The sequence below is a fragment of the Tardiphaga sp. 866_E4_N1_4 genome (assembly GCF_052076075.1).
GTDB classification, from domain to species: Bacteria; Pseudomonadota; Alphaproteobacteria; order Rhizobiales; family Xanthobacteraceae; genus Tardiphaga; species Tardiphaga robiniae.
Window position 1 is genome coordinate 2,006,191 of sequence record NZ_CP197242.1, and the last position, 22,996, is coordinate 2,029,186.

The window sequence follows — 22,996 nt, forward strand, 5'->3', positions numbered from 1 at the left end:
ACATGACCGATACGCCCATCCCCCGCACACCGTCCCTCCTCGCCCGCGCCATCGACAGCGACATTTTCTATTCGTTCCGCCGTTCCAAACTCACCATGGTCGCCGCGGCGATCGTGTTCGTACTGCTGATGATGGCGCTGTTTGCGCCTTTACTCGTCGTGCAGAATCCGTTCGACCCGGCGCAGCTCGAACTGATCAATTCCCGCATCTCGCCGCTCTGGACGGCGGAGGGCCAGAGGCCGTTCCTGCTCGGCACCGACGAGCAGGGTCGCGATATCTATTCGGCGATCCTCTACGGCATGCGGATCTCGCTCGTGGTCGGCGTACTTGGCGTCAGTTTCGCGGCAGTGCTCGGCATCGGACTCGGCCTGATCGCCGGCTATGTCGGCGGTGCCGTGGACAGCCTGATCATGCGCATCGCCGATGTGCAGCTCACCTTTCCGGCGATCCTGATCGCGCTCTTGATCGACGGCGTGGTGAAGTCGGCGCTGGGCAATCATCTGGATGCCTCGACCACGCTGATCGTGCTGGTGGTGGCCATCGGGCTGAGCTTCTGGGTGCAATATGCCCGCACCGTGCGCGGCTCGGTGATGGTGGAGAAGAACAAGGACTATGTCGCGGCGGCGCAGCTGATCGGCCTGCCCGCGCGGGTGATCATGATCCGCCATGTCCTGCCCAACACCATGGGGCCGATTCTGGTGATCGCCACCATCAATCTGGCGCTCGCCATCATCACCGAGGCCACGCTGTCGTTTCTCGGCTCCGGCATGCCCGACACGATGCCATCGCTGGGCACGCTGATCCGCATCGGCAACAACTATCTGTTCTCCGGCGAATGGTGGGTCATCGCCTTTCCCGGACTCGCGCTGGCCTCGCTGATCCTGTCGATCAACCTGCTCGGCGACTGGCTGCGCGATGCGCTGAACCCGAAGCTGCAATGATGCCTCACCTCAAGCAGTGCCCGACATGAGCGTACCCGTCCTCTCCGTGCGCAGCCTGCGCGTCGAATTCGCCAGCCGGCGCGGTGCGCTGCGCGCCATCGACGGCGTGTCCTTCGACATCGCCAAGGGCGAGGTGCTGGGCGTGGTCGGCGAATCCGGCGCCGGCAAGTCGGTGACGGGCCTCGCGGCCATCGGCCTGATCGATCCACCCGGGCGCATCGCCGGCGGCGAGATCCTGTTGTCGGGCCTGCGCATCGACAATCTGCCGCCGGAGCAGATGCGCCGGATTCGCGGCAAGCGCATCGCGATGATCTTTCAAGATCCGCTGACCAGCCTCAATCCGCTGTATCGCATTGGCGACCAGCTGGTGGAGACGATCCGCACCCATCTCAACATGAACGAGACGCAGGCACGCAAGCGCGCGGTGGATCTGCTCGCCGAGGTCGGCATTCCCGCGCCGGACAAGCGCGTCGATGCCTATCCGCATGAGTTTTCCGGCGGCATGCGGCAGCGCGTGGTCATTGCGCTGGCGATCGCGGCCGAGCCCGAACTGATCATCGCGGACGAGCCGACCACCGCGCTCGACGTCTCCGTGCAGGCGCAGATCATCGCGCTGATCAAGCGGCTCGGCCGCGACCATGGCACCGCCGTGATGCTGGTCACCCACGACATGGGCGTGATCGCCGAGACGTCCGACCGCGTCGCCGTGATGTATTCCGGGCGCATCGCCGAGATCGGACCGGTGCGCGACGTGGTGCAGAACCCGCTGCATCCCTATGCCAAGGGATTGATGGGCGCGATCCCGACACTGACCGGCGATGCCTCGCAGCGGCTGGTGCAGATTTCAGGCTCAATGCCACGGCTGTCGGCCATTCCGCAGGGCTGTGCTTTCAATCCGCGCTGCAGCTTTGCGTTCGACCGCTGTCGTATCGAGCGGCCGGAGCCGATCGCTGTTGGCGCCCAGCAGGTCGCTTGTCATCTCTACGATCACGCCCACGCGGAGAGCGCGGCATGACGGCGCTGGTGCAGGCACGCAATCTCAAACGCGCATTCGATGTCTCGAAGCCCTGGCTCAACCGGATGATCGAGCGCAGCCCGATGGAGTTTCTGAAAGCCGTCGACGGCGTCTCGTTCGAGATCAAGCGCGGCGAGACCTTTGCGCTGGTCGGCGAATCCGGTTCGGGCAAGAGCACGGTGGCGCGGATGGTGGTCGGGCTGCTGCCGCCGACATCCGGCGACGTCATCATCGACGGCGTCTCGATGAGCGATCCCGGCCAGGCGGGCGCGCGAAGACTGCTGCGCAAGCGCATCCAGATGATCTTCCAGGATCCCTATGCGAGCCTCAATCCGCGGCTGCGCGTTGATGCGATCATCGCTGAACCGATCCGCGCCTTCGATCTCATTCAGGGCGAGCGCGACATTCGCGCCCGCATTGGCGAATTGCTGACGCTGGTGGGCCTGCATCCCGACGACGGGCAGAAATATCCGCATCAGTTCTCCGGCGGCCAGCGCCAGCGTATCGCGATTGCCCGCGCACTCGCATCGGAGGCCGAGTTCATCGTCTGCGACGAGCCGACCTCCGCGCTGGATGTCTCGGTGCAGGCGCAGATTCTCAACCTGATGCGCGAACTGCAGGACAAATTCGGCCTAACCTATCTGTTCATCAGCCACAACCTTGCTGTGGTCAGGCACATGGCTGACCGGATCGGCGTGATGTATCTCGGCCGCATCGTGGAGATCGCGGAAGGGCGCGAACTCTTCCGCGCGCCGCGCATGCCCTATACGCGCATGCTGCTGGGCGCCGTGCCGGATCTGGCCATGTCAGGCCGCGCACGCATCGCGGTCTCCGGCGAGATTCCCAATCCGATCGATCCGCCCTCCGGCTGCACGTTTCATCCGCGCTGCCCGGAAGTGTTCGATCTCTGTCGCAAAGTCGTGCCGGATCTGGTCGACGGCGTCGCCTGTCATGCGGTCAACAAACTGATCGCACCGCCGGCCGAGGCCGTTCCCGCCGCGCGGCGATAGTTGCGATCAGCGCGCACTCAGATCAACATGCCCTGAAACGACAACGCGGCAGGCACCGCAGGGTATCGGCAACAGACCCCCACAGCACCCACCGCGAAATCATTCAGCCGAAAATCTCGGCTGCAAGATCGGCCCGGCAAGATCACTGCGCATGAACGTCAGTGCGTCTCCGGACCCGATCCGATCAATCTTCTGCCGGCTCCTCGCCGTCACCACCGTCTTCGTCGCGCTCGATGGGACCGGCGAGAACCTGTTCGGCGATCAGGCCGGAATTCTGCCGGATCGAGGCTTCGATCTTGGCGGTCATGTCCGGATTGGCCTTCAGGAAGGCCTTGGAATTCTCACGGCCCTGGCCGAGACGCTGGCTGTCATAGGAGAACCAGGCGCCGGACTTCTCGACGATTCCCGCTTTCACGCCGAGATCGAGGATCTCGCCCATCTTGGAGACGCCTTCGCCATACATGATGTCGAATTCGACCTGCTTGAAGGGCGGTGCCAGCTTGTTTTTCACGACCTTGACGCGGGTCGAATTGCCGACCACTTCGTCGCGCTCCTTGATCGCGCCGATGCGGCGGATGTCGAGACGGACCGAGGCGTAGAATTTCAGCGCATTGCCGCCGGTAGTGGTTTCCGGCGAGCCATACATCACACCGATCTTCATGCGGATCTGGTTGATGAAGATCACCATCGTATTGGATTTGTTGATCGAGGCAGTCAGCTTGCGCAGCGCCTGGCTCATCAGACGGGCCTGCAGGCCGGGCAGCGCGTCGCCCATTTCGCCTTCGAGTTCGGCGCGCGGCACCAGCGCTGCCACGGAGTCGATGATCAGCACGTCCACCGCGCCGGAGCGCACCAGCGTGTCGGCGATTTCCAGCGCCTGTTCGCCGTGGTCCGGCTGCGAGATCAGGAGTTCATCGACATTGACCCCCAGCTTGCGGGCGTAGACCGGGTCGAGCGCGTGTTCAGCGTCGATGAAGGCGCAGATGCCGCCCTTCTTCTGGGCTTCCGCGGCGCAATGCAGCGCCAAAGTCGTCTTGCCCGAGGATTCCGGTCCGTAAATCTCGATCACCCGGCCCTTTGGCAGGCCACCGACGCCGAGCGCGATATCGAGGCCGAGCGAGCCGGACGAAATCACCTCGATATCCATCGACCGGTCGTTCTTGCCGAGCTTCATCACCGAGCCCTTGCCGAACTGGCGCTCGATCTGGGAGAGCGCGGCCGACAGGGCCTTGGTCTTGTCCATGGAGGATCCTTCAACGATACGCAGGGCAGTCGGAGTGGTAGCCATTGATCTAGCTCCTTATGAAGGGATTCGCGACAGGACAAACGGCAAGCGCCAAAGGATGGCGGCGCTGTTCGGGTTGAAAACAATGTACCCTATCTGTTCTATGTTCGCAATATGTTCTTTTGAGAATTTTGGTACTGGCCTGTTTCCGGCCGCAGTGGCCTAGTTTGATTTCGGCTGTGGCCTATTATGAAAAAATGACCGCAGAGAAAAAAATCGTTGCAACTGGGATTTGGCTTTACGACCGAACCGCCCCTAGGCGGATTGCTATCTACGCCCAGCCCGTGCGGTTTGCGTCGTCTCGATATGACAACGATGACCAATTGGACGAAAGCCGTCCGATTCCAGAAACGCCAGATGGACTCGTTTATACGTGCGACCTCACTGGAGGGAGCCACCACACCCTCGACGAGGCGAAGGATTGGGCCGACCAACAACCATGGGGGCCGGTTGAATGGGACTAAGGCCGCCTCAGTGGGCGGCCTCTTTCATTCTTAGTCATCTTCGTCGATATCGTTCAAAAACGACAGCCACCCGATTTGGACTAATCGAGCCACTTTTGAACCTTCCTGCACGTTTCCCGCACAACAGGATGTCCGCATCGCTCATGCGTTCAATCCGACATGGGAAGGTCACACGCCGTGAAGACGATCGCACTGCTCTCCGCCGCTGCCCTGTTGCTCGTCGAACTCAGTGGCGCGATGCCCAGGTCGAGCGTGGGTGGCCCGCTGACCATCATGCTGATCATGGTTATCGCCATGCTGGCGGTGGGAATTCACGAGGCCTGGACAAAGAAGCGCGGCCCGCTTGGATGGATCGCGAGTATTGTCGCGTCGGCCATCGGCGGCTTCGTGGCGGCGAGCCTGGTCGGTATGGTTATGGACATGATCCGCCCGCACCTGCACCTCAACGGGTCGCTCGTATCCTCGCAACATCCTCTGCTCTATATCTCGCTCGCGGGCATGGCGATCCTCACGGTGCTCGGATCATGGATCACGCTGCAGATCCCAGGCTGGTTCCTGACGCGCAGCGAAGCACCCCATGGCGGTGCATGAGGCGAGTCTTCCTCCTTTGAACCTGCGTGCAGCTTTCCTGCACAACGGGGCGTGAAGTCAGCGAGAGATATCCGATGAACAGAAATCAGCGCATGGTCGTGGCAGCAGCACTCTGCGTGATCGCAACCGTGCTGGCATTTACATTTCTCGTGTGGTCACACGGGCACATATCCAACGCCGCAAAATTTGTCGTCTTCTATACGAACACCGACCCCAGTTACCCCGGCCTCGTGAACTATTGGGGCATCTATATTCGGCACGGTCTTGCCGGATACCTGCTCGGTCTGATTGCGCCCGTCTGCCTTCTGGCGGTCGCAGCATTCGTTGCCCTGGGCAGGCCTTCATCGGGCGATCTGGGAACGTTGCCAAGGTAAGGCCGCCTCGGGGCGCGGCCTCTTTTGGTCAGTGCGGCGGTTTGAACGGGCCGGCCGCCGGGGTCACCCGAGACAGGCAAGTCGGGTCACACAAACTGCGAGCCCGGCACACTCTGGACAGTTCCCCGCCGCCACTTTAGAACGCTTCTAGCCAGGGAGCGTGGATGCCCAAGCCAAAGAAAACCGCCGCCGAACTTCAGAAGATCATTCGAGAAGCCGCCGCAATCGCCGGGCCATGGCCCAAGAACATGAGCGTAATCATCTATTCGCTGGATGACAGCTGGCGCGTCATTGTCAGTTACTCGGATCCGGCCCAGACCCCCTTTCGCGACCGGTTGATGGAGATCTGCCGGGGGCTCGCCCATTTCTACGATCTGGACGAGCCAGCCTAGAGTCGCCCGGCGTCCGCGCACCGAGCCCATGTGACCTGTGCCTTATCCCGCGAGATGCGTTTCGCGCGTGGCGATCAAATCGCGGATCGGTTGCGCGATCGGCACCGGACGATGGGTCTTCTGATCGGTATTGACCCAGACGATCTCGCCCGTCGCAAACAGACCGTCGGCTGCGCGCGCGAAGATGCCGAGTTCGAACACCAGACTGGAGTTGCCGATCCGCGCCACGCGCGCGGCGACGTCCAGCTCCTGATCGAACAGGATCGGCGCCTTGTATTCGATCACCGATTTGACGACGTGAAAGTCGACGCCGCTCGCCTTGGCATCGGCAAACTGGTCATAGCCGAGCGCACGAAAATATTCGGTGATGGTCGTGTCGAAGTAAGTGAGATAGTGCGCGTTGAACACGACGCCCTGGCCGTCGATCTCGGAATAGCGCACCCGAAACGGGTGGAAGAACCAGAACCGGTCGCGTGACATATGCCCCTCGCCTATGACGGCGGCTTCGTTCTCCGCCCTGATGCTCCCCTAGCCTCTCTTGCACGGCGAAGCCAGCCGCCGCAGGGAGACGTCATGCCGCAACTCAGGTCTGCTTGATGGCCTTCAGCACAATGAAAATGTGCGACGCTGCGATGATCACCGACGCCAACATGAGTCCGAGATTGGCGCCGTGAACCTTCTCCGGTGCGAAGGTCGTCGCCGTCCAGATGATCAGGCGCACCGTCAGCATGAAGACGACCATGCCCCACAGTGCAATCCGCTTCGGCGCATCCCATGTCGGCTTGCCGTCGAAGCCCCACTGCATCGCGATGTGCTCACCTGCGATCCGCGGCTCGCCATAGAGGTTGCACCCGATCATCACGACCAGAGCACATGCAAATACGAGATCGGCCGACAACATGATGGCCCCTATGTGAAACCGCGGCCGGATGACGCCGTATCTCATCCCACCATACCGCAACGATCATGGCGCCCGATACAATGGCCGCCTTCGATGACAACCCAGAGATGGATCACGGTTCCGAAAGCGGATCCCTGCACGCGCGACTGGCCGCGCAAAAAAACCGTTTATTTGCCGCAAATTTTGCACATTTCTATCGACGCACGGAACAAGTTAGTTTAGCGGTATCATTGTCTTACAGCAACCTCAGGTGCTGCAAGCCATTTACACGCGCGCCAGCTGTGGTCGTTTCCCGTGCCTCGATATTTCTTTCATATTATCGCCGAAAACACGTTCCTCGACGAAGAAGGGACGAGCTTCAAGGACGATCAGGAAGCGATGCTGCACGCACGTCAGCTCGCATCGGAGATGGTGCGCAGCCTCGGCGTCGTGAGGGGCGCGATCGTCGTCGAGAATGAAGACAGCGGCGGATTGTTCGAAGTGCCGCTGTCCTGGAGCAACTGACACAGGCGCATATGTCAGTGGCCGCGCGCAGGCTTCAGTCCATTTGCGCGCCCGGCGGCACGAGCCGCCGATGCCACGTCATCGCCTGATCAATTCGCAGCGCTGCCGGTCTTGGTGCGTGGCTGTTTCGCGGGTGCAACGGCTTTCGGCGCATCGCTGCGCACATTGCCCCATGGATCGGCCGCGGCTTTGGTGTCGGGAATCTTGCGCAGCGACTCGCGATACGCCTTCTCGGTGATCGCGTCCTGCTCCTTCTCCTCCGCCGACTTGGACTTCACCTCCGGCATCAGGTTCATCATCTGCGCGGCGGCAGGGCCGGTCAAAAGCGCGAGCACTGCGACGACGCTGAATAGTTTGCTGGATCGTTTCATGGCACCAAAGCTCCGTGAATTTCGGAGGCGTTATACCACCGGCCATTCGGGCACGCCAAGCGCCTGACGCAAGGCACCCCGTCGTGCCTCACGCAGGTTGAAACCTTCGGAAACCGGGAAACCCGGGCGCTGGCCCGGATTGGAGCCTAGTCGCCCAGCACTTTCTCCGCGGCCGTCACGATGCTGATGGTCGGGTGCGCCGCGCAATAGGTACCGAATTTCTTGGCGTTCTCGACGAACACCTCGGTATCGATGATCGCATCGTCCGAGTCGCCCTTGTACCAGCCGTCCATCCAGGTCAGCACCATCTTGATCTCGTCGGGACCGGATTCGACGAATTGCTTGCAGGACATGGTGGACAGATCGAGCACGACGGCCTGGGCCGGCGCGGCAGAGAACATGGCAGCGGCAGTCAGAAACGCGCAGGCGAATTTCATCATGGTCCCCTTCCCCGAAAAATGACGCCGGCCGATGGCTGGCTGAGCGTCCAACGGCCCGACGATATCATGGAGCTCATTTCCTTGATTTGATATTTTTATGAAATCTTCTGATCCTCCAGAACTTCACGAAGGATGAACAGGCGGGTCCGGATTTCTGCGATCGGCTTTATCGGCCGGCAAGATCGCGGTGCTAGGCATGGCGCATGCAGACGATGCGGACGGCGACCATGATCGAGAAACGAACGGCTCCACGACACCGGGTTCTGAAGCGCGGCACGCTGGCCTTTGGCGGCGGCGGTATCGATTGCACCGTCCGCAACCTCTCGGCCTCTGGCGCGCGTGTCGATATCGCGAGCCCGCTCGGCTTGCCCTCGAATTTCATGCTGGTGATCGAGGCGGATCACTTCATCCGCCGCTGCCGTCCGGTCTGGAATAACGACCGCCAGCTTGGCGTGGCGTTCGAGTAGGCGCCCGTCAGTAGCGCCCGCGGCCGCCATAGTTGCCGCCGCCGTAACCGCCATAGCCTCCACCGCCGTAATAGACGCGCGGTACCGGCTCGTAATAGACCGGCGGCGCACGGCGGATGATGACCTCTTCCTCGACGATCTCACGGCTGCGCCGCGGCGGTGGCGATGGCTTGTCGGCGCGCTTCTTCGCAGGCTCGGTGGTTCTCTCCGCCTTCTTCGATGCAGGCGCCGCTGCGGGCGGCGTGCCGCACGGGCATGTCGGGCCCGGTCCGGCCAACGCGACATTGGTCGGCGCGTTTGCTGCCGCATCCGGCACCGGCTTGTTGCGCGTGCGCTCCTCGAGCTTCTGCGCCGTCGAGGTCAGATCGCTGTCGGGATATTTCGCCAGGAAGTCACGATAGGACGGCGCAGTATTAGTGATGACCGCGTTGTTCCACGCGACCATCTTGTAGTGACGGTCGAGCCATTCTTTCGCCTGCGGGCCGAGCGGCGGCTCGGCATAGAGGCCGACAAAGGCCTCATAGGCTTCCACCGAGCCGTCCGACACGATCAGGTTGTTGGCGTCCTGCACCGGCTTGCCCTGTAGCTCCTTGCGCCATTGATCGACGGTCTTCTTGGTAGCCGCAGGCTTGGCGCCGGCATCAGTGCCAAAGAAGCGAAAATCATTGACCAGCGACGAGCTCTCCCACGGCGTTTGCCGACCTTCGGTGGCCTGATTGACCGACAGTCGCACGCGCTTGAACGCATCCTCGATCGGCAGGCCCGGCTCGCGCCCCGCCTTCAGCAGCGCCGTCGTATAGGGGCTGTTGCCGTCCTTGCCGTCTTCGGCTTCGGCGCCGGGCGACGTCGAGAAGGACAGCAACGTGCCGGGCGTGCCGAATTTCACGTCGACCTGGGCGAGCCCGCGGCCGGTGGTCTTGCTGATAGCCGGAAACGGATTGTTGCGGCAGGCATCGAGCAGGATGATGCGGCTCTTGCTCGGCACGGATGTCAGCGTGTTCAGGATATCATTGAGGCGCACCGCCTGCAGTGGAATATCGGCTTCGCGCTTCGGATCGATATCGACCGGCACCAGATAGTTCTCGCCGTCGATCTGCAAACCGTGGCCGGCATAGAACACGAGCGCCACCGTGTCAGGCCCCTTGGCGGACACACTGGCGGCGAAGCCGGCGATCCTGGCGCGCAGATCGGTCTGCGACAGGTCCGTGGCCGACTGCACCTCGAAGCCGGCATCGCCGAGCATCTGCGCCATGGCCTTGGCGTCATTGACCGGATTGGGGAGCGGCGCGATGGACCGATAGGAGGACTGCCCGATCACCAGCGCCAGACGACTCTCCGCCCATGCGGCTTGCGAGCCGAGCATTACCGTGGCTGCAACGATCGCGCTGCGAATGACAGGACGAACCATCGAACAGTCTCCCCGGCCTGGGCCAGCTCGCGCGACGGATAATTCCCCGCCTGATTCAACTGAAATCAGGATGGCCGCACGCCAACAATGCGACGGCCTGCCGCTGCCCAATTTGGTCGCTGTCAACGCAAGCGCGGTTCACGGGAACCGCGTGCGACATATGCAGTCGAAGATTACTTTTTCTTCGCTGCCGTTGTAGGCGCGGGAGCAGGAGCGACGCCGCCCCATGGATCGTATTTTTCCTTGGGAGTCGGAACGCGCTCCAAGGCGGCCTTGTACGCCTTCTCGTCGATCTTCGGCTTTTCGGGCCCAGGCGCATGATCGGCGCCGCCGCGCTTGCCGCCCATCTGCGCTGTCGCCGGCGCAGCCAGAAGCGCCACTGCCGCGATCGCCAATACCAATGCTCTCATCATGCGTCCCTCCGGCGCCTTGATAGCCTGACGTGCAGGCCATTTTCCAGCCCCAACATGGCGAGGCCGCGACCATCGACCGCAGGTCCGCCCGTCCTTGGAAACGAGCGAATACTCCGGCACCCGCCACCCCGGCCGACCTATATCCGCTGAAAACACAGGCTTTTCAGCGACCGTTTGGTGAACGATCGGTTGCACATTCCCGTCAAATTTCATGTCCGGAAAAACCGGATCTTGGAATGTTTCGCCTAGTCTCCGCAGACAGCAATGGAGAAGCGGCCTGCGCCGCCTTCCTTGCGACGGGGATCGGGGACGTGGTCGACATTGCAAACCCAGCCGGCATGCATGGCAGCAGAGCAACGGGCGCCGGGGTGACCGCGGCGAACCGCCCAGCGTCTGCGCCCGATGCGCTTGCGCCGCTCGCAGCAATCGCGCCCGAGCCATGGCGCGCGCTCGCGCAGCAGGCCGTCGAGCCGAACGGCTATTACCTCGCCGACTGGGAACTGGCCGTCAATGCATCCGCGCGCGGCCGCACCGATGTCGCCGCGCTCAGCGCCTGGGCGAGCGACACCGGAACGCCCCGCTTGATCGGGCTGCTGCCGGTGATCACCGCGCGGCGCGCCTATCGCATTCCGCTCCCCGTACTGGTGAGTGCCGATCCCTATGGCACCCTCTCGACGCCACTACTCGATCGCGACATGGCGCCGGACGCCGTCACGCGCCTGCTGGAACAGGCCCGCAAGGCCGGCGCGCATGCGCTGATCCTCGAGAACGTCTCGCTCGACGGCGCCGCAATGCAGACGATCCGCAAGTCGCTCGCCATGCAGGACCTGGCGCCGCGTATCCTGCAATCGCACGCCCGCGCCTGCCTCGATGCCACGCGCGATGCCGATGACCTACTGCGCGATGCGCTCGGCGCGAAGAAGCTGAAAGAACTGCGCCGCCAGCGCAATCGTCTCGCCGAGCATGGCGCGGTGACGTTCCACATTGCGCGCACGCCGGCGGAGATCGCTGCGACCATCGACACATTCCTGACGCTGGAAGCGAGCGGCTGGAAAGGCAAACGCGGCACCGCCCTGATGCAGGATGCCGGCGACAACAACTTCATCCGCAGCGCCACCAAGGCGCTCGCCGAACAGGGCCAATGCGAGATCGTCACGCTTCGCGCCGGCGACACGCCGGTCGCCTCCGGTGTGCTGCTCAGACATCTCGATCGTGCCTTCTACTTCAAGCTCGGCGTCGACGAGCGCTTCGCCAAACTGTCCCCCGGCGTGCAACTCACGCTCGACGTGACGCGGCATCTCTGCGCCGATCCCGTGATTACAAGCGCCGACTCCACGGCCAATGCCGGTCACCCGATGATCGACCCGATCTGGCGCGGCCGCCTTGCCATCGGCGACGTGCTGATTCCGCTGCGCAAACACGACCCGCTCGTCTCACTCATCCACGGCGCGCTGACCCTGCGTCGCTCCATCCGCGAGCCACTGCGACGCGTGGCCCGCTCCCTCCGCAACCGCCTCCGCTAGATATCAGGGGTTCAACCATGAACGCAGCTACTGACGTCGCGCCGGTGATCTCGGCCGCCAATCAATCGCTCAAGAACGATTTTCCGCTGAAGCCGTTCGCCATCAAGCACAAGCTCGCCGGACATCCGCTGCTGACGCTGCAGCGTATCGCACAGCTGGCATCCGAACTGCCGCGCGATCTCATCGAATACAATTCGGGAAAGGTCGCGATCAGCCAGGATCCCGACGCGATCCCGTCGGTGGATCTCGATCCCGTTGAGGTGGTCAATCGTATCGAAACTGCCGGTGCCTGGATGGTGCTGAAGCGGATCGAGAATTCGCCCGAATATCGCCAGTTGCTCGAAGACACGTTGCTGTCGGTGGCGCGCGCCCGCGGTTTCAACAGCCTGCTCGATGCCGGCTTCGAACAGCTCGAAGGCTTCCTGTTCGTGTCGTCGCCGAATTCGACCACGCCGTTCCATCTCGACAGCGAAGACAATTTCTTCGTCCAGATCCACGGCGAGAAGTTCTTCACGATCTACGACAACAAGGACCGCGCCATCGTCTCCGACGACGAGATCGAACGCTCGATGACCAAGCACCGCAACCTCAAATTCGACGACAGCTTCGCACCGCGCGCCGTCGAGTTTCACATGTTCGATGGCGATGGCTGCTACGTGCCCTATCAGTGGCCGCACTGGGTGCGCACCGCCGGCTCGTTCTCGATCTCGATGGCAATCACCTGGAAGACCAAGGAAGTGCGCCGCGTCAACGACCTGCACTTCTTCAACTCGATGCTGCGCGGCATCGGCTTCCCGCAGAAGCCGCCGGGACAGCAGCCGATGCTCGATCTGCTGAAGCTCGCCTTCTACCGGACGGTGACCACGGCGATCAAACCGCTGCGTAGCTCACTGGCCATGCGCAAACTGCTACGCCGCATCGCGCTCGGCAAGAAGGCGAATTATTATTTGAAGGGCGCGTAAGCGCGCGCCCTTACTCGGCCGCCTCCGCGTTCACTTCCGCCGAGACCTGACGGATCGCGCGCGCGAGCTTCTCCGCATCCTGCGCACCGGACACCGCATATTTGCCGGCGAACACGAAAGTCGGCACGCCGGAAATGCCCTTGTCAGCGGCTTCCTTGGCGTTGCCTGAGATCAGCTCGACGTCCTCATCAGTGGCGAGGCGCTTGCGGATATCGTCCGCATCGAGCCCGACATCGGCCGCAGCCTGCACCAGCGTCTCACTCTGGGTGAGATCTCCGCCATCGCGGAAATACAATTCCATCAGCCGCTGCTTGACCTCGGCCGACTTGCCGGAGGCTTCGGCCCAATGGATCAGCCGGTGGCAATCGATGGTGTTCGGCTGGCGCTTCACGCTGTCCGGCCGGTAGGTCAGGCCCTCCTGCTCAGCCGCATCGACGACACGGCCGGCAATGCCTTTGTAGGCTTCGACAGAACCGAATTTGGTCTCCAGATAGATCGAGCGATCAATGCCCTCGCGCGGGATCCACGGATTGAGGAAGAACGGCCGCCAATTGACATGCACCGGCACGTCGGGGACCAGCGCCAGCGCATTCTCGATGCGGCGTTTGCCGATATAGCACCACGGGCACACGACGTCGGAGACGATATCGATCTGAAGCGGCTTGATGGTGCTCATGGGCGGGCTCCCTGTATTTGTTCCGCCCACAAATAGGCGTCGTGGACATCGCGGACAAGGCCGTTAGTTCCCCTTTGAAGCGATCTCCCGGAGCCTGTTCGCCGTGACATCATCCGCCGGAAAGAACGTCTCGATGGCGATTTCCGACAGGGTGATATCCAGCGGCGTACCGAAGGTCATGGTCGTCGACATGAAGCTCAGCACATCGTCGCCCAGCCTCATCCGGAACGGCACCACGACGCTGTCAGCCGCGATCGGCGCCGACCGCGCCGGCACCGGATAGGTCTTCAATTCCTGATACAGTTTGAGCAATTCCGGATCGGCGGTCGCCTCGCATTGCCGGTGCAGCCGCTCCAGCAGATGCGCGCACCATTCACCGAGATTGACGGTGCGCGGGGCCAACGCCTCCGGATGAAAGCTCAGTCGCAAGACATTCAGAGGCGGCGCCAGCAATTCAGGCGCGATGCCTGACAGCAGCGGCATCACCATGCGGTTGGCCGCGACCAGATTCCAGTGCCGATCGACCGCCAGCGCCGGACTGGGCTCATGGGCCTTCAGCACGAGGTCGATGGCCTGTCGCGCTGAATTCAGCGCGGGATCGTCCAGCGCCCGCTGCGGAAAGGCCGGTGCGAAGCCAGCAGCCACCAGCAAGACATTGCGCTCGCGCAGCGGCACGTCGAGCCGCTCGGCCAGCCGCAACACCATCTCGCGCGAGGGCGAGGCGCGGCCGGTCTCGAGGAAACTCAGATGACGCGTGGAAATCTCGGCATCGCCGGCGAGATCGAGCTGGCTCAGGCGGCGACGCTGCCGCCATTCGCGCAGATGATGGCCAATCCCAGCGGGCCGGGATGTTGCGGAGGACGCTGCTAGCTGTGTGCTCATGGCAAAAAGCTAGCATGCGAATTTCGCAGCTTCCATGACCTCACAGGTAATCGATTTGGCTCCGCGGCGCCGGCATCTTCGGGACACCCACAACGACCAACCGAAGGACAACGACCATGATCAATGCTTCTCTGCTGCTCCGCCGCGCCATCCAGATCGACGCTGTCGTCAGCGGCGCCATGGCGCTGCTGCTGACCTTTGCCGCAGCCATGCTGGCGCCCCTGCTGCATCTGCCTGAAGCGCTGCTGCTGGAATCCGGTCTGTTTCTGATCGCCTATGCGGCGCTGGTCGGCTGGCTCGGCACCCGCGCGACCATGCCGAAGCTGCTGGTGCTGGTGATCATCGTCGGCAACGCCCTGTGGACTCTGGGCAGCATCGGCCTGCTGTTCTCGGGCGCGGTGACGCCGAACCTGCTCGGCCAGATTTTCGTGGCCGCGCAGGCGATCGCAGTCGGTGTGTTTGCGGAGCTGCAATATATCGGGCTGCGCCGGAGCGCAGCGGCACAGGCGGCTTAAGCCGCCTTGCTCCTGACCTTGCCGGCCTTTGCCTTGCTAGCCTTGGCCGACCTGGATTTAGCCGACTTGGCCTTAACAGACTTGGCCTTGGTCGCTGCGGATGTCTTCTTCGCGGCGGCCTTGGTCGTTTTGGCTTTGCCCGAAGCCGCTTTGCCCGAAGACTTGGCCTTCTTGGCCTTCTTGGCCTTATCTTTGGCCCTCTTGGCCTTCGCCTTTTCTTCCTTCTTCAGCGCCTTGCGCTCGGCCTTCTCCTTGGCCTTGAGCTTCTCGGCACGTGCTTCGGCGCGCTTCTTCTTGCGCTTCTTCTCGCAGGAATCGCACTTGCAGCCGATCGGCTTCAGGTATTCCTTAAAATACTCCGTGCCGTAATCGTAGTTGATCTCTTCGCCCGGCTCGATCTTCTTGATCGAGCGGATGATGATCTTCTTCTTCGCCGCATTGACGTCGGACTCAGCGTTCGGTTTGCAGGCGTGGTTGATATAGCGCGCGATGTTCTTGCGGATCGAACCATCGACGGTCCAGCGCTTGCTGATCTGGAACAGATACTTGTTCTCGATCGCGTCGTGCTTCTCGTTCTTCGAATCCAGCAGGGGCCCGAAGTATTGGACGATCTTGACGCCCTTCTTGATCGGCTGGGTGGCGAAAAGACCGAGACCTGTTTTGGAACGGCCGATGCGATATGGCTTAGCGGAAGTCGAGGCGGGCATGGGATGAGGAACTGACGCTGCTGGAGACAAAATGAAGGCTGACCAAGCTGTCTAGCGCGATTCAACCAGCCCTGTCAGCCGCTTCCGTTGAACCTTCCCCAGCTTGTGAGCGTCAAAGCAGCACCTTTCCCGTGCTGGATGCCCTTGAATGCCCCGCCTGCCCGCCCTCGCCGCCGCCCTAACGATCCTGCTTGGCGCCACGTCGCTCGCCGCAGCCGACAATATCGGCAGCCTCTACAGCTCCGTGGCCGACAGGGATTGCCGCGGCGTCTCCAACTTCAAGATCGATGGCGACGACTATGCGCGAGAACAGGTCTGCAAGGGCCCCGCAGGCCTCGTCGTGTTCAAGAACGAAGATGATCTCCGCGAAACCATTTCGGCCGGCACCACGGCTGCGGCCGCCAACAGCGAGCCCGCAGCGTCGCAGGGCTTCGGCCCGTTCAATTCGACGACCAATACCATCGAATGGCGCACCATCGCCGGCAAACCATTCGCCATGATCCAGCGCTGGCACATCGCCGATAACGATGATCCCGAGAAAAATGGCCGGCCAAAATCCAAACAGATGCTGGTGGTCACGCGGTTGCCGCCGGGCGCCGTGTGCCATGTCGCCTATATCGACGTGACGGCCAATCCGGAGGCCAACGAGCTGGCCCGCAAAGCCGCTGACGAACTCGCCCGCGGCTTCGATTGCAAGACGGACAAGGTCAGCGTGATCGGCACCGACGGCCGCGCCACGGTGCTGGCGATGACATCGCGCAATATGCCGGGCCTGGCCCGGTAGGGGTCAAATCGATCGCGCGGTCAAAGCTTCGGTATTTTCGCCGCGTCGATCACCGCCGTCCATCGCGCGATTTCCGACGCGACCAATTCACGCATTTCCGGCGGCGTGCTTCCCCGCACCTCGCCACCGATCGCCGCTTCCAGCCGCGCCCTGATCCCCGGGTCGGCCAGAGACTTCAGAACGGCCGCGTTGAGTTGGGCGATGATCCCTGGCGGAGTGCCCTTCGGCGCCAACAGCCCGGCCCACGTCCTGACATCGAACCCCTTCAGACCTGCCTCGCCGGCCGATGGAACATTCGGCAGCAAAGCACTCCGGGTCGATGATGTGACGGCGAGGCCGCGCACCGCACCACTCTCGATCTGCGGCGCAACAAGCACGCTGGTGCCAACGATCATCGGCACATCGCCCGCGAGCAGCGCGGTGATTGCCTGGGAGTCGCCGCGATAGGGCACATGCAACACGTCGATGCCGGCTGCCGCTTTCAACAATTCGCCAGCAAGGTGATGCGTGCTGCCGAACCCGACCGATCCGAAACTCAACGATCCCGGCTTGGCCTTTGCGAGCGCGATGAGCTCTCCCAGCGTTTTTGCTTCATAGTCGCTGCGGGTCGCGACGACGAGCGCGTAATAGACGATCGTGGAGATCATCTCGAAACTATCGACGGGTTGATAGGACAGCGACTTGTAAAGCCCTGCAGAAATCGCATGGCCCCCGGTCACAAGGCCGAGCGTGTATCCGTCAGGCGCGGCCTTGGCGACCGCGTCCGATGCGAGATTGCCACCTGCACCAGGCTTCGCTTCGACGATGACGGTCTCGTTGAGCTGTTTCGCCAGCCCGTCGGCAACAACGCGGGAGAGCGTGTCCGCCGCCCCACCCGATGCGAAACCGTGCACGATCCGAATGACACGATTTGGGTAGGCTTGCGCTGAGGCGCCAGGCACGTCGATCGATGAGACTATAAATACAGACACCGCGAGGCATGCGAGAACTTTGCCCCGAATAGATTTCGACAGCTGGCTCATTATTTCCTCCCCTTTTATTTCTTCAGCACTGATCGCCGAGGTGCCGATCTGTCGCTTCATCGCGGCGACTTTGTCGGCAGCGATGTCATGTCGCCTTGCGTTTGAACTCCGCGAGCTCCGGCGATGGAGCCGGCCCCCAGATATCTCGGGGGAGACCTACCCAGACCTTGGGGCGCTGCGGACGATCCCGGTGCCATGGGCGTGGTTCGAAATAGCCGAGATCTTCATCGATCATCTGATCGAGATCGAAGAACAGTTCGATGAGATGGCCATCGGGGTCGCGGTGATAGATCGCGACATTGTGGCCCGGGCCATGACGAACCGGTCCCCACAGAATCTGCATCTTCTTGCGCCCGAGCAGGTCGCAGGCGCGATGCATGTGCGAGGCATCACGGAGCTCGAACGCCGCGTGATGCAATCGCCGACCCGGGCCGCGCGCGAAATTGACGGAGTGATGATCGACACCACACCGCATGAAGACGAAGGCGTCCTCGATCCAGTCCGACACCCGGAAATTCAGCACGTCACCATAAAATTTCGACGCCTTCAGCGGGTCTTGCGTGTAGAGCGCGATATGGCCGAGGCGATCGGCTGCAATGCCGCCAACAGGCTGCTCCGCGACAGCGAATGTCGGCCCCGCAAGCAGTTCGATCTCCATTTCCTCGAAGTCGCGGAACAGCACCGAACGGGACACACCAGGAAGCGGATCGGACTGGATCTCGGCTGCAATTCCATCACGCGACAGTGTTGCTACCAGGTCGGCGAAATCCAGATCAGGCGCCACTTCGAAGGTCAATCGCCGACAGGCCGCCTGATCGCCACGCTGCAGGACGACGGCGAGTTCGTCCGAGTCGGTGGCCAGCGATGCGCGACTGGCGTCACGCGTCACCACACCGAGACCGACCACCGTTTGATAGTAGTCGATCTGCCTGTCGATATCAGGCGTAACGAACGTCACATGCCTGATGCGTTTTACCTTGATCATGTGGTCCTCCGTATCTCGTTCTAGACCAATAGCCGTTCGCCTACGGGGTCATGATGATCTTGCCGAGTGCGCCTCCGGACTCCAGCAGCGTGTGCGCCTGCCGGACCTCGGATAATTTCAGCCGCGCGGAGATTGCGGGCTTGATCTCCCCGCGCCCAAGCAGCGAGATCAACTTCCCCATGATGGCGCGGCGCGCATCGCGGTCATGGTCGTAGATGTGAAAGGAGAAACAGCGGACAGCCGGACAGACGTCGAGATACTTCCGCATCTCTCCCATCAGGTTTTCTTCGGGAAGGCCGGCGAAGGCGTTGTAGGAGACCAGCGTCCCCCATTTGCCGAGCACGCCGAGATAGGAGACGAATTCGGGACCGCAAACATGGTCGAGCACGAGGCCGACGCCGCTCCCCCCGGTCAATTCGCGCGTCCGCGCGACGACGTCCTCGTCACGATAGAAAATAACGTGATCCGCACCGTTGGATTTAGCGAATTGGGCTTTTTCCGTTGTGCTCACCGTACCGATCACAGTCATGTTGGCGAGCTTCGCCAGTTGCACGATCGACGTGCCGACACCGCCAGCAGCACCAATCACAAGCACACTGCCTGCCGGATTACGCCCACCGCATTCATGCAGCAGCGCCCAGGCGACTTGATAGTTCGCAAGGCACACGGCGTCCTGCAAATCGACGGCATCAGGCAACAGATGGATGGCATCGGCCGGCGCGACCACATATTCGGCGTAACAGCCGCCGCGCTGTGACAGATCGCGGGCGCTCAGCAAAACCTTCTGCCCAACCGAGATGCCGACAACACCGTGACCGACCGCGGAGATGCGCCCGGCGACATCATTCCCCGGATTGGCCGGTAGTGGCGGCATCCACTTGTAAACGCCGCGCCGGATCAAGGCGTCCGGCTGGCCGACGCCAAAGGCCTCAGCCTTGATCTGCACCTCTTTCGGGCCCGGAGCCGGAATGGCGACATCGACATAATCGAGCGCGTCGGGACCACCGGGACGATGAACCAGCACAGCCTTCATGAATCCACCCTGCAGAACATATTTTCGAAAATATGTCCTATTACGAAAATTATTGCAATAGCGGTCATGCGCCGGCATTCTGCAACCAGCCGGCGCCATCAGCCGGCGGAATCTGAGGTCCATTCCATGACTGCTTCGGCCGTCAAATCGCGCAAAGAATTCGGCAAAACACTCGCAGTCGATATCACGCACCGACTGCGTCAGGATATCGTCGCTTGCCGGCTCAAGCCTGGCGAACCGCTAAAATTCGATGCCTTGAAGCTCGCTTTCGGCGCAAGCTTCACGACCCTGCGCGAGGCGCTGACGTCGCTGACGGCGGACGGCCTGGTCGTTGCCGAGGAGCAGCGCGGCTTTCGCGTGGCGCCCGTTACGAGCGACGACCTGATCGACATCACCCAGACCCGGATCCTGATCGAGATCGAACTGCTCAGCCGCTCCATCGTAAATGGCGAAGATGACTGGGAAATAGCGGTTATGTCGACCCTGCACAGGCTGGGACGCATTGAGGAAAGGCTTCCCGGTAATCACGTCGAGAACCCGGAATGGCAGATCGCCCACCGCCAGTTTCACGAGGCGCTGGTGTCGTGCGGGCGCTCCCCGACATTGTTCGGCATTCGGGCTTCGCTGTTCGAGCGCGCCGAACGCTATCGAAACCTGTCCGCCATGTTTCGCCCGCAACCACGCGACAAGGTCGGTGAGCATCGCGCCATCATGCAGGCCGCGATCGCCCGCGACACGGCACTGGCCACATCCCTGATCGACCGGCACATCCGCAGCACCTCCGACAATGTCGTGAAATACGCATCTCATCTGCTGACTGAATCCTGAGACGGGATCGCCGGCTAGTCGGCGAAGAAACAGACGGCAGGCCAACATCCCACGTTGAAAGTCGCCGCAGGCGGCGCCAGCCCTCTTGTCAGGCTTTATTTTCGAAAATACAATAAACTTACGAAATTTCGATATCCGGGATTAAACAGAAAGGCCTCATCATGAAGCTCTTGTCTTTCAGCCATCAGCAGCGCGAGAGCTGGGGAGCCGTCGTCAACGACGCGATCGTCGATCTCGGCAAGGCGCTCCCGCACTATCCGACGCTCGCCGATTTCATCGCCAGCCCCGACTTCGCCAAGCGCGACCAGATCGTTGACGGACACAAGCCGGACCTGAAGCTGTCGGACATCAGCTACCTGCCGGTGATCCCCCGCCCCGAAAAGATCGTCTGCGCGGTGCGCAACTATCTCGACCACCACAAGGAAGCGGTGGCTCATGGCATGGACCGTCAGATCACCGAATTCCCGCCGATCTTTCTGCGGGTCTGGCGCTCACAGGTTGGCCACAACCAGCCGGTGATCCGACCGAAGGTCTCCACGCACCTGGACTGGGAAGGTGAACTCGCCGTCGTGATCGGAAAGGGCGGCCGCCACATTCCCGAGAGCGAAGCCATGGATCACATCGCGGGCTATTCGATTTATAATGATGTCAGCGTCCGTGATTATCAGCGACACGCGCAGCAGATCGCGGCCGGCAAGAATTTCGTTGGCACCGGCCCATTCGGGCCCTGGCTGGTGACCACCGACGAATTGCCGGATCCCACCAAGCTCAAGCTCGAAACCCGCGTGAATGGTGACATCGTCCAATCCTCGGACACATCCTTTTTGATCTTCTCGATTCCCCGGTTGATCAACTATGCGTCGGAAATCTTCGACCTCGTCCCGGGTGACGTCATTGCAACGGGAACGCCTGCCGGCGTCGGCTTTACGCGCAAGCCTCCGATCTTCCTGAAGGCCGGCGACGTCGTGGAAGTCGAAATCGAGAAGCTCGGCATCCTCAGCAATCCCGTCATTGACGAGTAGTCAGCGGACGGCTTCCTCACAACGCTCGCAAAACACGGACTGGGTCCGCCATGACATCTTATGACATTCGCAAGACCCAGATTTCCGTCGAGACGGTCTGGCACGAACGTGGGCCGCGTCTCTCGCAGCCGCTCCATGTCGGCACGGCACTGGCGATTATCCGCAATCCTTTTGCTGGTCGATACGAGCCGGACCTGATGGCCTTCCAGGCCGAACTACGCGAACTTGGACGCACGCTTGCGGCCGAACTCGTTCAGGCGCTCGGCGGCAAGGACAAGATCGAAGCCTACGGCAAGGGAATGATCGTGGGCGACGACGGCGAGCTCGAACATGCGGCCGTGTGGCATGAGGCTGGCGGCTGGGCGATGCGCGAGATTCTCGGCCAGCCCAAGGCGATCGTGCCGGCTGCGAAGACCGTCGGCGGAATCGGCACACGACTGATGGTGCCGCTGGGCCATATCGAAGCGGCCTATGTCCGTAGTCATTTCAGCACTGCTGAAATGACTGTCTGGGATGGCCCGCGTCGCGACGAGATCGCCTTCGGCCTGGTGATGGCCACCGGCGGAAGACCGCATGCACGTATTGGCGGGCTGGCAGCGTCCGATATCTCGGTGCATGACGGACAGCGATAGCTCCGCAAACAATGCCTGCACGCGACGCCGGCGCTTCGCAAAGAGTTTCGCTACTTCGGCGTCTCCATCGCCCTGGCGACGGTGATCTTCAGCATCTCGACGAACAGCTTCTCTGCGTCGGTGCCATCAGGCAAGCGGCGCAGGATATCAGTGAGGCGGCCATCGAGGGTCAGCATGGTGAAACCATGCACCAGCGACCATGTCCGCGCGATCTGTGCGGCCTGCTCGATGGTCAGCGCATCGGTCGCGACGTTGCCCGGATGATGTGCGCCGACCACGCTGGCAAGACCGGCGAAGGATGCATTGGCTGCCTCGCGCAGATTCGGCCGCGTCATGTCGAGCCGCTCGGTACGAAACATCAGCTGATACATGCCGGGCTGCGCACGTGCATAAGCGAGATAGGCCTTGGCGCGGGCGAGCGCGCTTTCGAGCGGCGTCGTGCCGCTCGCACCGGCCGCAGTCATTGTGGCGTTGAAGTTGCGAAAACCGATGGCAGCGAGTTCGCTGACGAGGCCGGTGAGATCACCGAAGTGATGTGTCGGAGCCGCATGCGAGACGCCGGCCTCACGGGCGACGGCGCGCAGCGTCAGGCCAGATAGTCCATCGCGCTCCAGCACGATCTCCGCGGCTTTCAGCAGCGCGCCGTGCAAGTCCCCATGATGATAGGGAGATTCGGCGCCGGCGGTTTTTTTGGCCGCGCCCTTGGCTTGCGAATGTCCTGCGGCCTTCTTGCGGCGGTCTTGCGGCACGGCGCGCGGTTTCGCGGTCTTGGTCTGCTTCGTCATGGTCATGTTATAGGTCGTCATTTTTACACTGTAAAGATTTTGCTTGACGGGCTGACCGCTCACA

The 22,996-nt window shown here is 62.0% G+C and carries 29 protein-coding genes; 15 read left to right on the plus strand and 14 right to left on the minus strand.

What is annotated here, in order from left to right; all coding sequences use genetic code 11:
* Positions 1-2 precede the first annotated feature (2 nt).
* The 3 genes from AB8B20_RS09960 to AB8B20_RS09970 are packed head-to-tail and all read left to right on the plus strand — an operon-like array spanning position 3 to position 2,966.
* Positions 3-941 carry an ABC transporter permease gene (locus tag AB8B20_RS09960; RefSeq protein WP_439072446.1) on the plus strand — a complete coding sequence of 313 codons (939 nt, stop codon included), beginning with the start codon at positions 3-5 and terminating at the stop codon, positions 939-941.
* 25 nt (positions 942-966) lie between these two features.
* Positions 967-1,956 (plus strand): ABC transporter ATP-binding protein, encoded by a 990-nt coding sequence (locus AB8B20_RS09965; protein WP_439072448.1) that lies wholly within the window; start codon positions 967-969, stop codon positions 1,954-1,956.
* The gene (locus AB8B20_RS09970) at positions 1,953-2,966 is read left to right on the plus strand and encodes an ABC transporter ATP-binding protein (RefSeq protein WP_439072449.1); all 1,014 of its coding nucleotides are present in this window, start codon (positions 1,953-1,955) and stop codon (positions 2,964-2,966) included. The genes AB8B20_RS09965 and AB8B20_RS09970 overlap by 4 nt, the downstream gene beginning before the upstream one ends.
* Positions 2,967-3,150: 184 nt before the next feature.
* Here the strand turns inward: AB8B20_RS09970 and recA are convergent, their stop codons facing one another.
* Complete coding sequence (gene recA / locus AB8B20_RS09975; protein ID WP_439072450.1) at positions 3,151-4,254, minus strand: recombinase RecA; 1,104 nt, start codon at positions 4,252-4,254, stop codon at positions 3,151-3,153.
* 638 nt (positions 4,255-4,892) lie between these two features.
* Here recA and AB8B20_RS09980 point away from each other — a divergent pair.
* The 3 genes from AB8B20_RS09980 to AB8B20_RS09990 all read left to right on the plus strand — a co-directional run bounded on the left by AB8B20_RS09980 (position 4,893) and on the right by AB8B20_RS09990 (position 6,072).
* Positions 4,893-5,306 (plus strand): hypothetical protein, encoded by a 414-nt coding sequence (locus tag AB8B20_RS09980; protein WP_439072451.1) that lies wholly within the window; start codon positions 4,893-4,895, stop codon positions 5,304-5,306.
* Between the two features lie 74 nt (positions 5,307-5,380).
* Complete coding sequence (locus tag AB8B20_RS09985) at positions 5,381-5,680, plus strand: hypothetical protein (RefSeq protein ID WP_439072452.1); 300 nt, start codon at positions 5,381-5,383, stop codon at positions 5,678-5,680.
* Positions 5,681-5,844: 164 nt separating this feature from the next.
* Positions 5,845-6,072 (plus strand): hypothetical protein, encoded by a 228-nt coding sequence (locus AB8B20_RS09990; protein ID WP_068735728.1) that lies wholly within the window; start codon positions 5,845-5,847, stop codon positions 6,070-6,072.
* Positions 6,073-6,114: 42 nt separating this feature from the next.
* On the opposite strand, the gene AB8B20_RS09995 is transcribed toward AB8B20_RS09990, so the two are convergent.
* A complete protein-coding gene (locus AB8B20_RS09995; protein ID WP_439072453.1) occupies positions 6,115-6,552 on the minus strand; it encodes an acyl-CoA thioesterase in 438 nt (145 codons plus the stop codon).
* Positions 6,553-6,655: 103 nt separating this feature from the next.
* Positions 6,656-6,973 carry a hypothetical protein gene (locus AB8B20_RS10000; RefSeq protein ID WP_439072454.1) on the minus strand — a complete coding sequence of 106 codons (318 nt, stop codon included), beginning with the start codon at positions 6,971-6,973 and terminating at the stop codon, positions 6,656-6,658.
* 294 nt (positions 6,974-7,267) lie between these two features.
* On the opposite strand from AB8B20_RS10000, the gene AB8B20_RS10005 reads away from it, so the two are divergent.
* Entirely contained in the window at positions 7,268-7,477 is a 210-nt protein-coding gene (locus AB8B20_RS10005) for a DUF6894 family protein (RefSeq protein WP_089265143.1), read from the plus strand.
* A gap of 89 nt (positions 7,478-7,566) precedes the next feature.
* Here the strand turns inward: AB8B20_RS10005 and AB8B20_RS10010 are convergent, their stop codons facing one another.
* Complete coding sequence (locus AB8B20_RS10010) at positions 7,567-7,848, minus strand: hypothetical protein (protein ID WP_439072455.1); 282 nt, start codon at positions 7,846-7,848, stop codon at positions 7,567-7,569.
* A 146-nt stretch (positions 7,849-7,994) separates the two neighbouring features.
* On the minus strand, positions 7,995-8,288 hold the full coding sequence (locus tag AB8B20_RS10015; RefSeq protein WP_414716866.1) for an HdeA/HdeB family chaperone: 294 nt from the start codon (positions 8,286-8,288) through the stop codon (positions 7,995-7,997).
* Between the two features lie 227 nt (positions 8,289-8,515).
* Here AB8B20_RS10015 and AB8B20_RS10020 point away from each other — a divergent pair, with 227 nt between their 5' ends.
* Positions 8,516-8,755: a PilZ domain-containing protein gene (locus AB8B20_RS10020; protein ID WP_089265685.1), complete on the plus strand. Its 240-nt coding sequence runs from the start codon at positions 8,516-8,518 to the stop codon at positions 8,753-8,755.
* Positions 8,756-8,762: 7 nt separating this feature from the next.
* On the opposite strand, the gene AB8B20_RS10025 is transcribed toward AB8B20_RS10020, so the two are convergent.
* Both AB8B20_RS10025 and AB8B20_RS10030 read right to left on the minus strand, forming a co-directional pair.
* Complete coding sequence (locus tag AB8B20_RS10025) at positions 8,763-10,163, minus strand: caspase family protein (protein ID WP_439072456.1); 1,401 nt, start codon at positions 10,161-10,163, stop codon at positions 8,763-8,765.
* A 173-nt stretch (positions 10,164-10,336) separates the two neighbouring features.
* Complete coding sequence (locus tag AB8B20_RS10030) at positions 10,337-10,573, minus strand: hypothetical protein (protein ID WP_320447847.1); 237 nt, start codon at positions 10,571-10,573, stop codon at positions 10,337-10,339.
* A 314-nt stretch (positions 10,574-10,887) separates the two neighbouring features.
* Here AB8B20_RS10030 and AB8B20_RS10035 point away from each other — a divergent pair, with 314 nt between their 5' ends.
* Together AB8B20_RS10035 and AB8B20_RS10040 are read left to right on the plus strand one after the other, a co-directional pair.
* Positions 10,888-12,099 (plus strand): GNAT family N-acetyltransferase, encoded by a 1,212-nt coding sequence (locus AB8B20_RS10035; RefSeq protein WP_439073056.1) that lies wholly within the window; start codon positions 10,888-10,890, stop codon positions 12,097-12,099.
* A gap of 17 nt (positions 12,100-12,116) precedes the next feature.
* The gene (locus tag AB8B20_RS10040; RefSeq protein WP_439072457.1) at positions 12,117-13,061 is read left to right on the plus strand and encodes a JmjC domain-containing protein; all 945 of its coding nucleotides are present in this window, start codon (positions 12,117-12,119) and stop codon (positions 13,059-13,061) included.
* Positions 13,062-13,071: 10 nt separating this feature from the next.
* Here the strand turns inward: AB8B20_RS10040 and AB8B20_RS10045 are convergent, their stop codons facing one another.
* Both AB8B20_RS10045 and AB8B20_RS10050 read right to left on the minus strand, forming a co-directional pair.
* A complete protein-coding gene (locus AB8B20_RS10045; RefSeq protein WP_439072458.1) occupies positions 13,072-13,737 on the minus strand; it encodes a DsbA family oxidoreductase in 666 nt (221 codons plus the stop codon).
* Positions 13,738-13,800: 63 nt separating this feature from the next.
* On the minus strand, positions 13,801-14,619 hold the full coding sequence (locus tag AB8B20_RS10050; RefSeq protein WP_439072460.1) for a helix-turn-helix domain-containing protein: 819 nt from the start codon (positions 14,617-14,619) through the stop codon (positions 13,801-13,803).
* A 116-nt stretch (positions 14,620-14,735) separates the two neighbouring features.
* On the opposite strand from AB8B20_RS10050, the gene AB8B20_RS10055 reads away from it, so the two are divergent.
* Positions 14,736-15,134 carry a hypothetical protein gene (locus tag AB8B20_RS10055; RefSeq protein WP_439072461.1) on the plus strand — a complete coding sequence of 133 codons (399 nt, stop codon included), beginning with the start codon at positions 14,736-14,738 and terminating at the stop codon, positions 15,132-15,134.
* Here the strand turns inward: AB8B20_RS10055 and AB8B20_RS10060 are convergent.
* Positions 15,131-15,841, minus strand: a complete 711-nt coding sequence (locus AB8B20_RS10060; RefSeq protein ID WP_439072462.1) for an SET domain-containing protein — start codon at positions 15,839-15,841, stop codon at positions 15,131-15,133. The genes AB8B20_RS10055 and AB8B20_RS10060 overlap by 4 nt on opposite strands.
* Before the next feature lie 148 nt (positions 15,842-15,989).
* Here AB8B20_RS10060 and AB8B20_RS10065 point away from each other — a divergent pair, with 148 nt between their 5' ends.
* Positions 15,990-16,625, plus strand: coding sequence for a hypothetical protein (locus AB8B20_RS10065; protein WP_439072463.1), 636 nt, complete (start codon positions 15,990-15,992; stop codon positions 16,623-16,625).
* Between the two features lie 20 nt (positions 16,626-16,645).
* On the opposite strand, the gene AB8B20_RS10070 is transcribed toward AB8B20_RS10065, so the two are convergent.
* The 3 genes from AB8B20_RS10070 to AB8B20_RS10080 form a co-directional block, all read right to left on the minus strand.
* A complete protein-coding gene (locus tag AB8B20_RS10070; protein WP_439072464.1) occupies positions 16,646-17,518 on the minus strand; it encodes a tripartite tricarboxylate transporter substrate binding protein in 873 nt (290 codons plus the stop codon).
* A 214-nt stretch (positions 17,519-17,732) separates the two neighbouring features.
* Complete coding sequence (locus AB8B20_RS10075; RefSeq protein ID WP_439072465.1) at positions 17,733-18,632, minus strand: VOC family protein; 900 nt, start codon at positions 18,630-18,632, stop codon at positions 17,733-17,735.
* A gap of 40 nt (positions 18,633-18,672) precedes the next feature.
* Positions 18,673-19,665, minus strand: coding sequence for a zinc-dependent alcohol dehydrogenase family protein (locus tag AB8B20_RS10080; RefSeq protein ID WP_439072466.1), 993 nt, complete (start codon positions 19,663-19,665; stop codon positions 18,673-18,675).
* Here AB8B20_RS10080 and AB8B20_RS10085 point away from each other — a divergent pair.
* The 3 genes from AB8B20_RS10085 (at position 19,645) to AB8B20_RS10095 (ending at position 22,147) form a co-directional block, all read left to right on the plus strand.
* Positions 19,645-20,493 carry a GntR family transcriptional regulator gene (locus tag AB8B20_RS10085; protein WP_439072467.1) on the plus strand — a complete coding sequence of 283 codons (849 nt, stop codon included), beginning with the start codon at positions 19,645-19,647 and terminating at the stop codon, positions 20,491-20,493. The genes AB8B20_RS10080 and AB8B20_RS10085 overlap by 21 nt on opposite strands.
* A gap of 161 nt (positions 20,494-20,654) precedes the next feature.
* On the plus strand, positions 20,655-21,515 hold the full coding sequence (locus AB8B20_RS10090) for a fumarylacetoacetate hydrolase family protein (protein WP_439072468.1): 861 nt from the start codon (positions 20,655-20,657) through the stop codon (positions 21,513-21,515).
* A gap of 50 nt (positions 21,516-21,565) precedes the next feature.
* Positions 21,566-22,147: an amino acid synthesis family protein gene (locus AB8B20_RS10095; RefSeq protein ID WP_309948141.1), complete on the plus strand. Its 582-nt coding sequence runs from the start codon at positions 21,566-21,568 to the stop codon at positions 22,145-22,147.
* 50 nt (positions 22,148-22,197) lie between these two features.
* On the opposite strand, the gene AB8B20_RS10100 is transcribed toward AB8B20_RS10095, so the two are convergent.
* The gene (locus AB8B20_RS10100; protein ID WP_439073057.1) at positions 22,198-22,932 is read right to left on the minus strand and encodes a TetR/AcrR family transcriptional regulator; all 735 of its coding nucleotides are present in this window, start codon (positions 22,930-22,932) and stop codon (positions 22,198-22,200) included.
* Between the last annotated feature and the right edge of the window lie 64 nt (positions 22,933-22,996).

Coding starts and splice junctions, on each gene's coding strand:
- AB8B20_RS09960 (WP_439072446.1), top strand. CDS start 3: ATGACCGATACGCCCATCCCCCGCACACCGTCCCTCCTCGCCCGCGCC.
- AB8B20_RS09965 (WP_439072448.1), top strand. CDS start 967: ATGAGCGTACCCGTCCTCTCCGTGCGCAGCCTGCGCGTCGAATTCGCC.
- AB8B20_RS09970 (WP_439072449.1), top strand. CDS start 1,953: ATGACGGCGCTGGTGCAGGCACGCAATCTCAAACGCGCATTCGATGTC.
- recA (WP_439072450.1), bottom strand. CDS start 4,254: ATGGCTACCACTCCGACTGCCCTGCGTATCGTTGAAGGATCCTCCATG.
- AB8B20_RS09985 (WP_439072452.1), top strand. CDS start 5,381: ATGAACAGAAATCAGCGCATGGTCGTGGCAGCAGCACTCTGCGTGATC.
- AB8B20_RS09990 (WP_068735728.1), top strand. CDS start 5,845: ATGCCCAAGCCAAAGAAAACCGCCGCCGAACTTCAGAAGATCATTCGA.
- AB8B20_RS09995 (WP_439072453.1), bottom strand. CDS start 6,552: ATGTCACGCGACCGGTTCTGGTTCTTCCACCCGTTTCGGGTGCGCTAT.
- AB8B20_RS10000 (WP_439072454.1), bottom strand. CDS start 6,973: ATGTTGTCGGCCGATCTCGTATTTGCATGTGCTCTGGTCGTGATGATC.
- AB8B20_RS10010 (WP_439072455.1), bottom strand. CDS start 7,848: ATGAAACGATCCAGCAAACTATTCAGCGTCGTCGCAGTGCTCGCGCTT.
- AB8B20_RS10015 (WP_414716866.1), bottom strand. CDS start 8,288: ATGATGAAATTCGCCTGCGCGTTTCTGACTGCCGCTGCCATGTTCTCT.
- AB8B20_RS10020 (WP_089265685.1), top strand. CDS start 8,516: ATGATCGAGAAACGAACGGCTCCACGACACCGGGTTCTGAAGCGCGGC.
- AB8B20_RS10025 (WP_439072456.1), bottom strand. CDS start 10,163: ATGGTTCGTCCTGTCATTCGCAGCGCGATCGTTGCAGCCACGGTAATG.
- AB8B20_RS10030 (WP_320447847.1), bottom strand. CDS start 10,573: ATGAGAGCATTGGTATTGGCGATCGCGGCAGTGGCGCTTCTGGCTGCG.
- AB8B20_RS10040 (WP_439072457.1), top strand. CDS start 12,117: ATGAACGCAGCTACTGACGTCGCGCCGGTGATCTCGGCCGCCAATCAA.
- AB8B20_RS10045 (WP_439072458.1), bottom strand. CDS start 13,737: ATGAGCACCATCAAGCCGCTTCAGATCGATATCGTCTCCGACGTCGTG.
- AB8B20_RS10050 (WP_439072460.1), bottom strand. CDS start 14,619: ATGAGCACACAGCTAGCAGCGTCCTCCGCAACATCCCGGCCCGCTGGG.
- AB8B20_RS10055 (WP_439072461.1), top strand. CDS start 14,736: ATGATCAATGCTTCTCTGCTGCTCCGCCGCGCCATCCAGATCGACGCT.
- AB8B20_RS10060 (WP_439072462.1), bottom strand. CDS start 15,841: ATGCCCGCCTCGACTTCCGCTAAGCCATATCGCATCGGCCGTTCCAAA.
- AB8B20_RS10065 (WP_439072463.1), top strand. CDS start 15,990: ATGCCCCGCCTGCCCGCCCTCGCCGCCGCCCTAACGATCCTGCTTGGC.
- AB8B20_RS10075 (WP_439072465.1), bottom strand. CDS start 18,632: ATGATCAAGGTAAAACGCATCAGGCATGTGACGTTCGTTACGCCTGAT.
- AB8B20_RS10085 (WP_439072467.1), top strand. CDS start 19,645: ATGAACCAGCACAGCCTTCATGAATCCACCCTGCAGAACATATTTTCG.
- AB8B20_RS10080 (WP_439072466.1), bottom strand. CDS start 19,665: ATGAAGGCTGTGCTGGTTCATCGTCCCGGTGGTCCCGACGCGCTCGAT.
- AB8B20_RS10090 (WP_439072468.1), top strand. CDS start 20,655: ATGAAGCTCTTGTCTTTCAGCCATCAGCAGCGCGAGAGCTGGGGAGCC.
- AB8B20_RS10095 (WP_309948141.1), top strand. CDS start 21,566: ATGACATCTTATGACATTCGCAAGACCCAGATTTCCGTCGAGACGGTC.
- AB8B20_RS10100 (WP_439073057.1), bottom strand. CDS start 22,932: ATGACGAAGCAGACCAAGACCGCGAAACCGCGCGCCGTGCCGCAAGAC.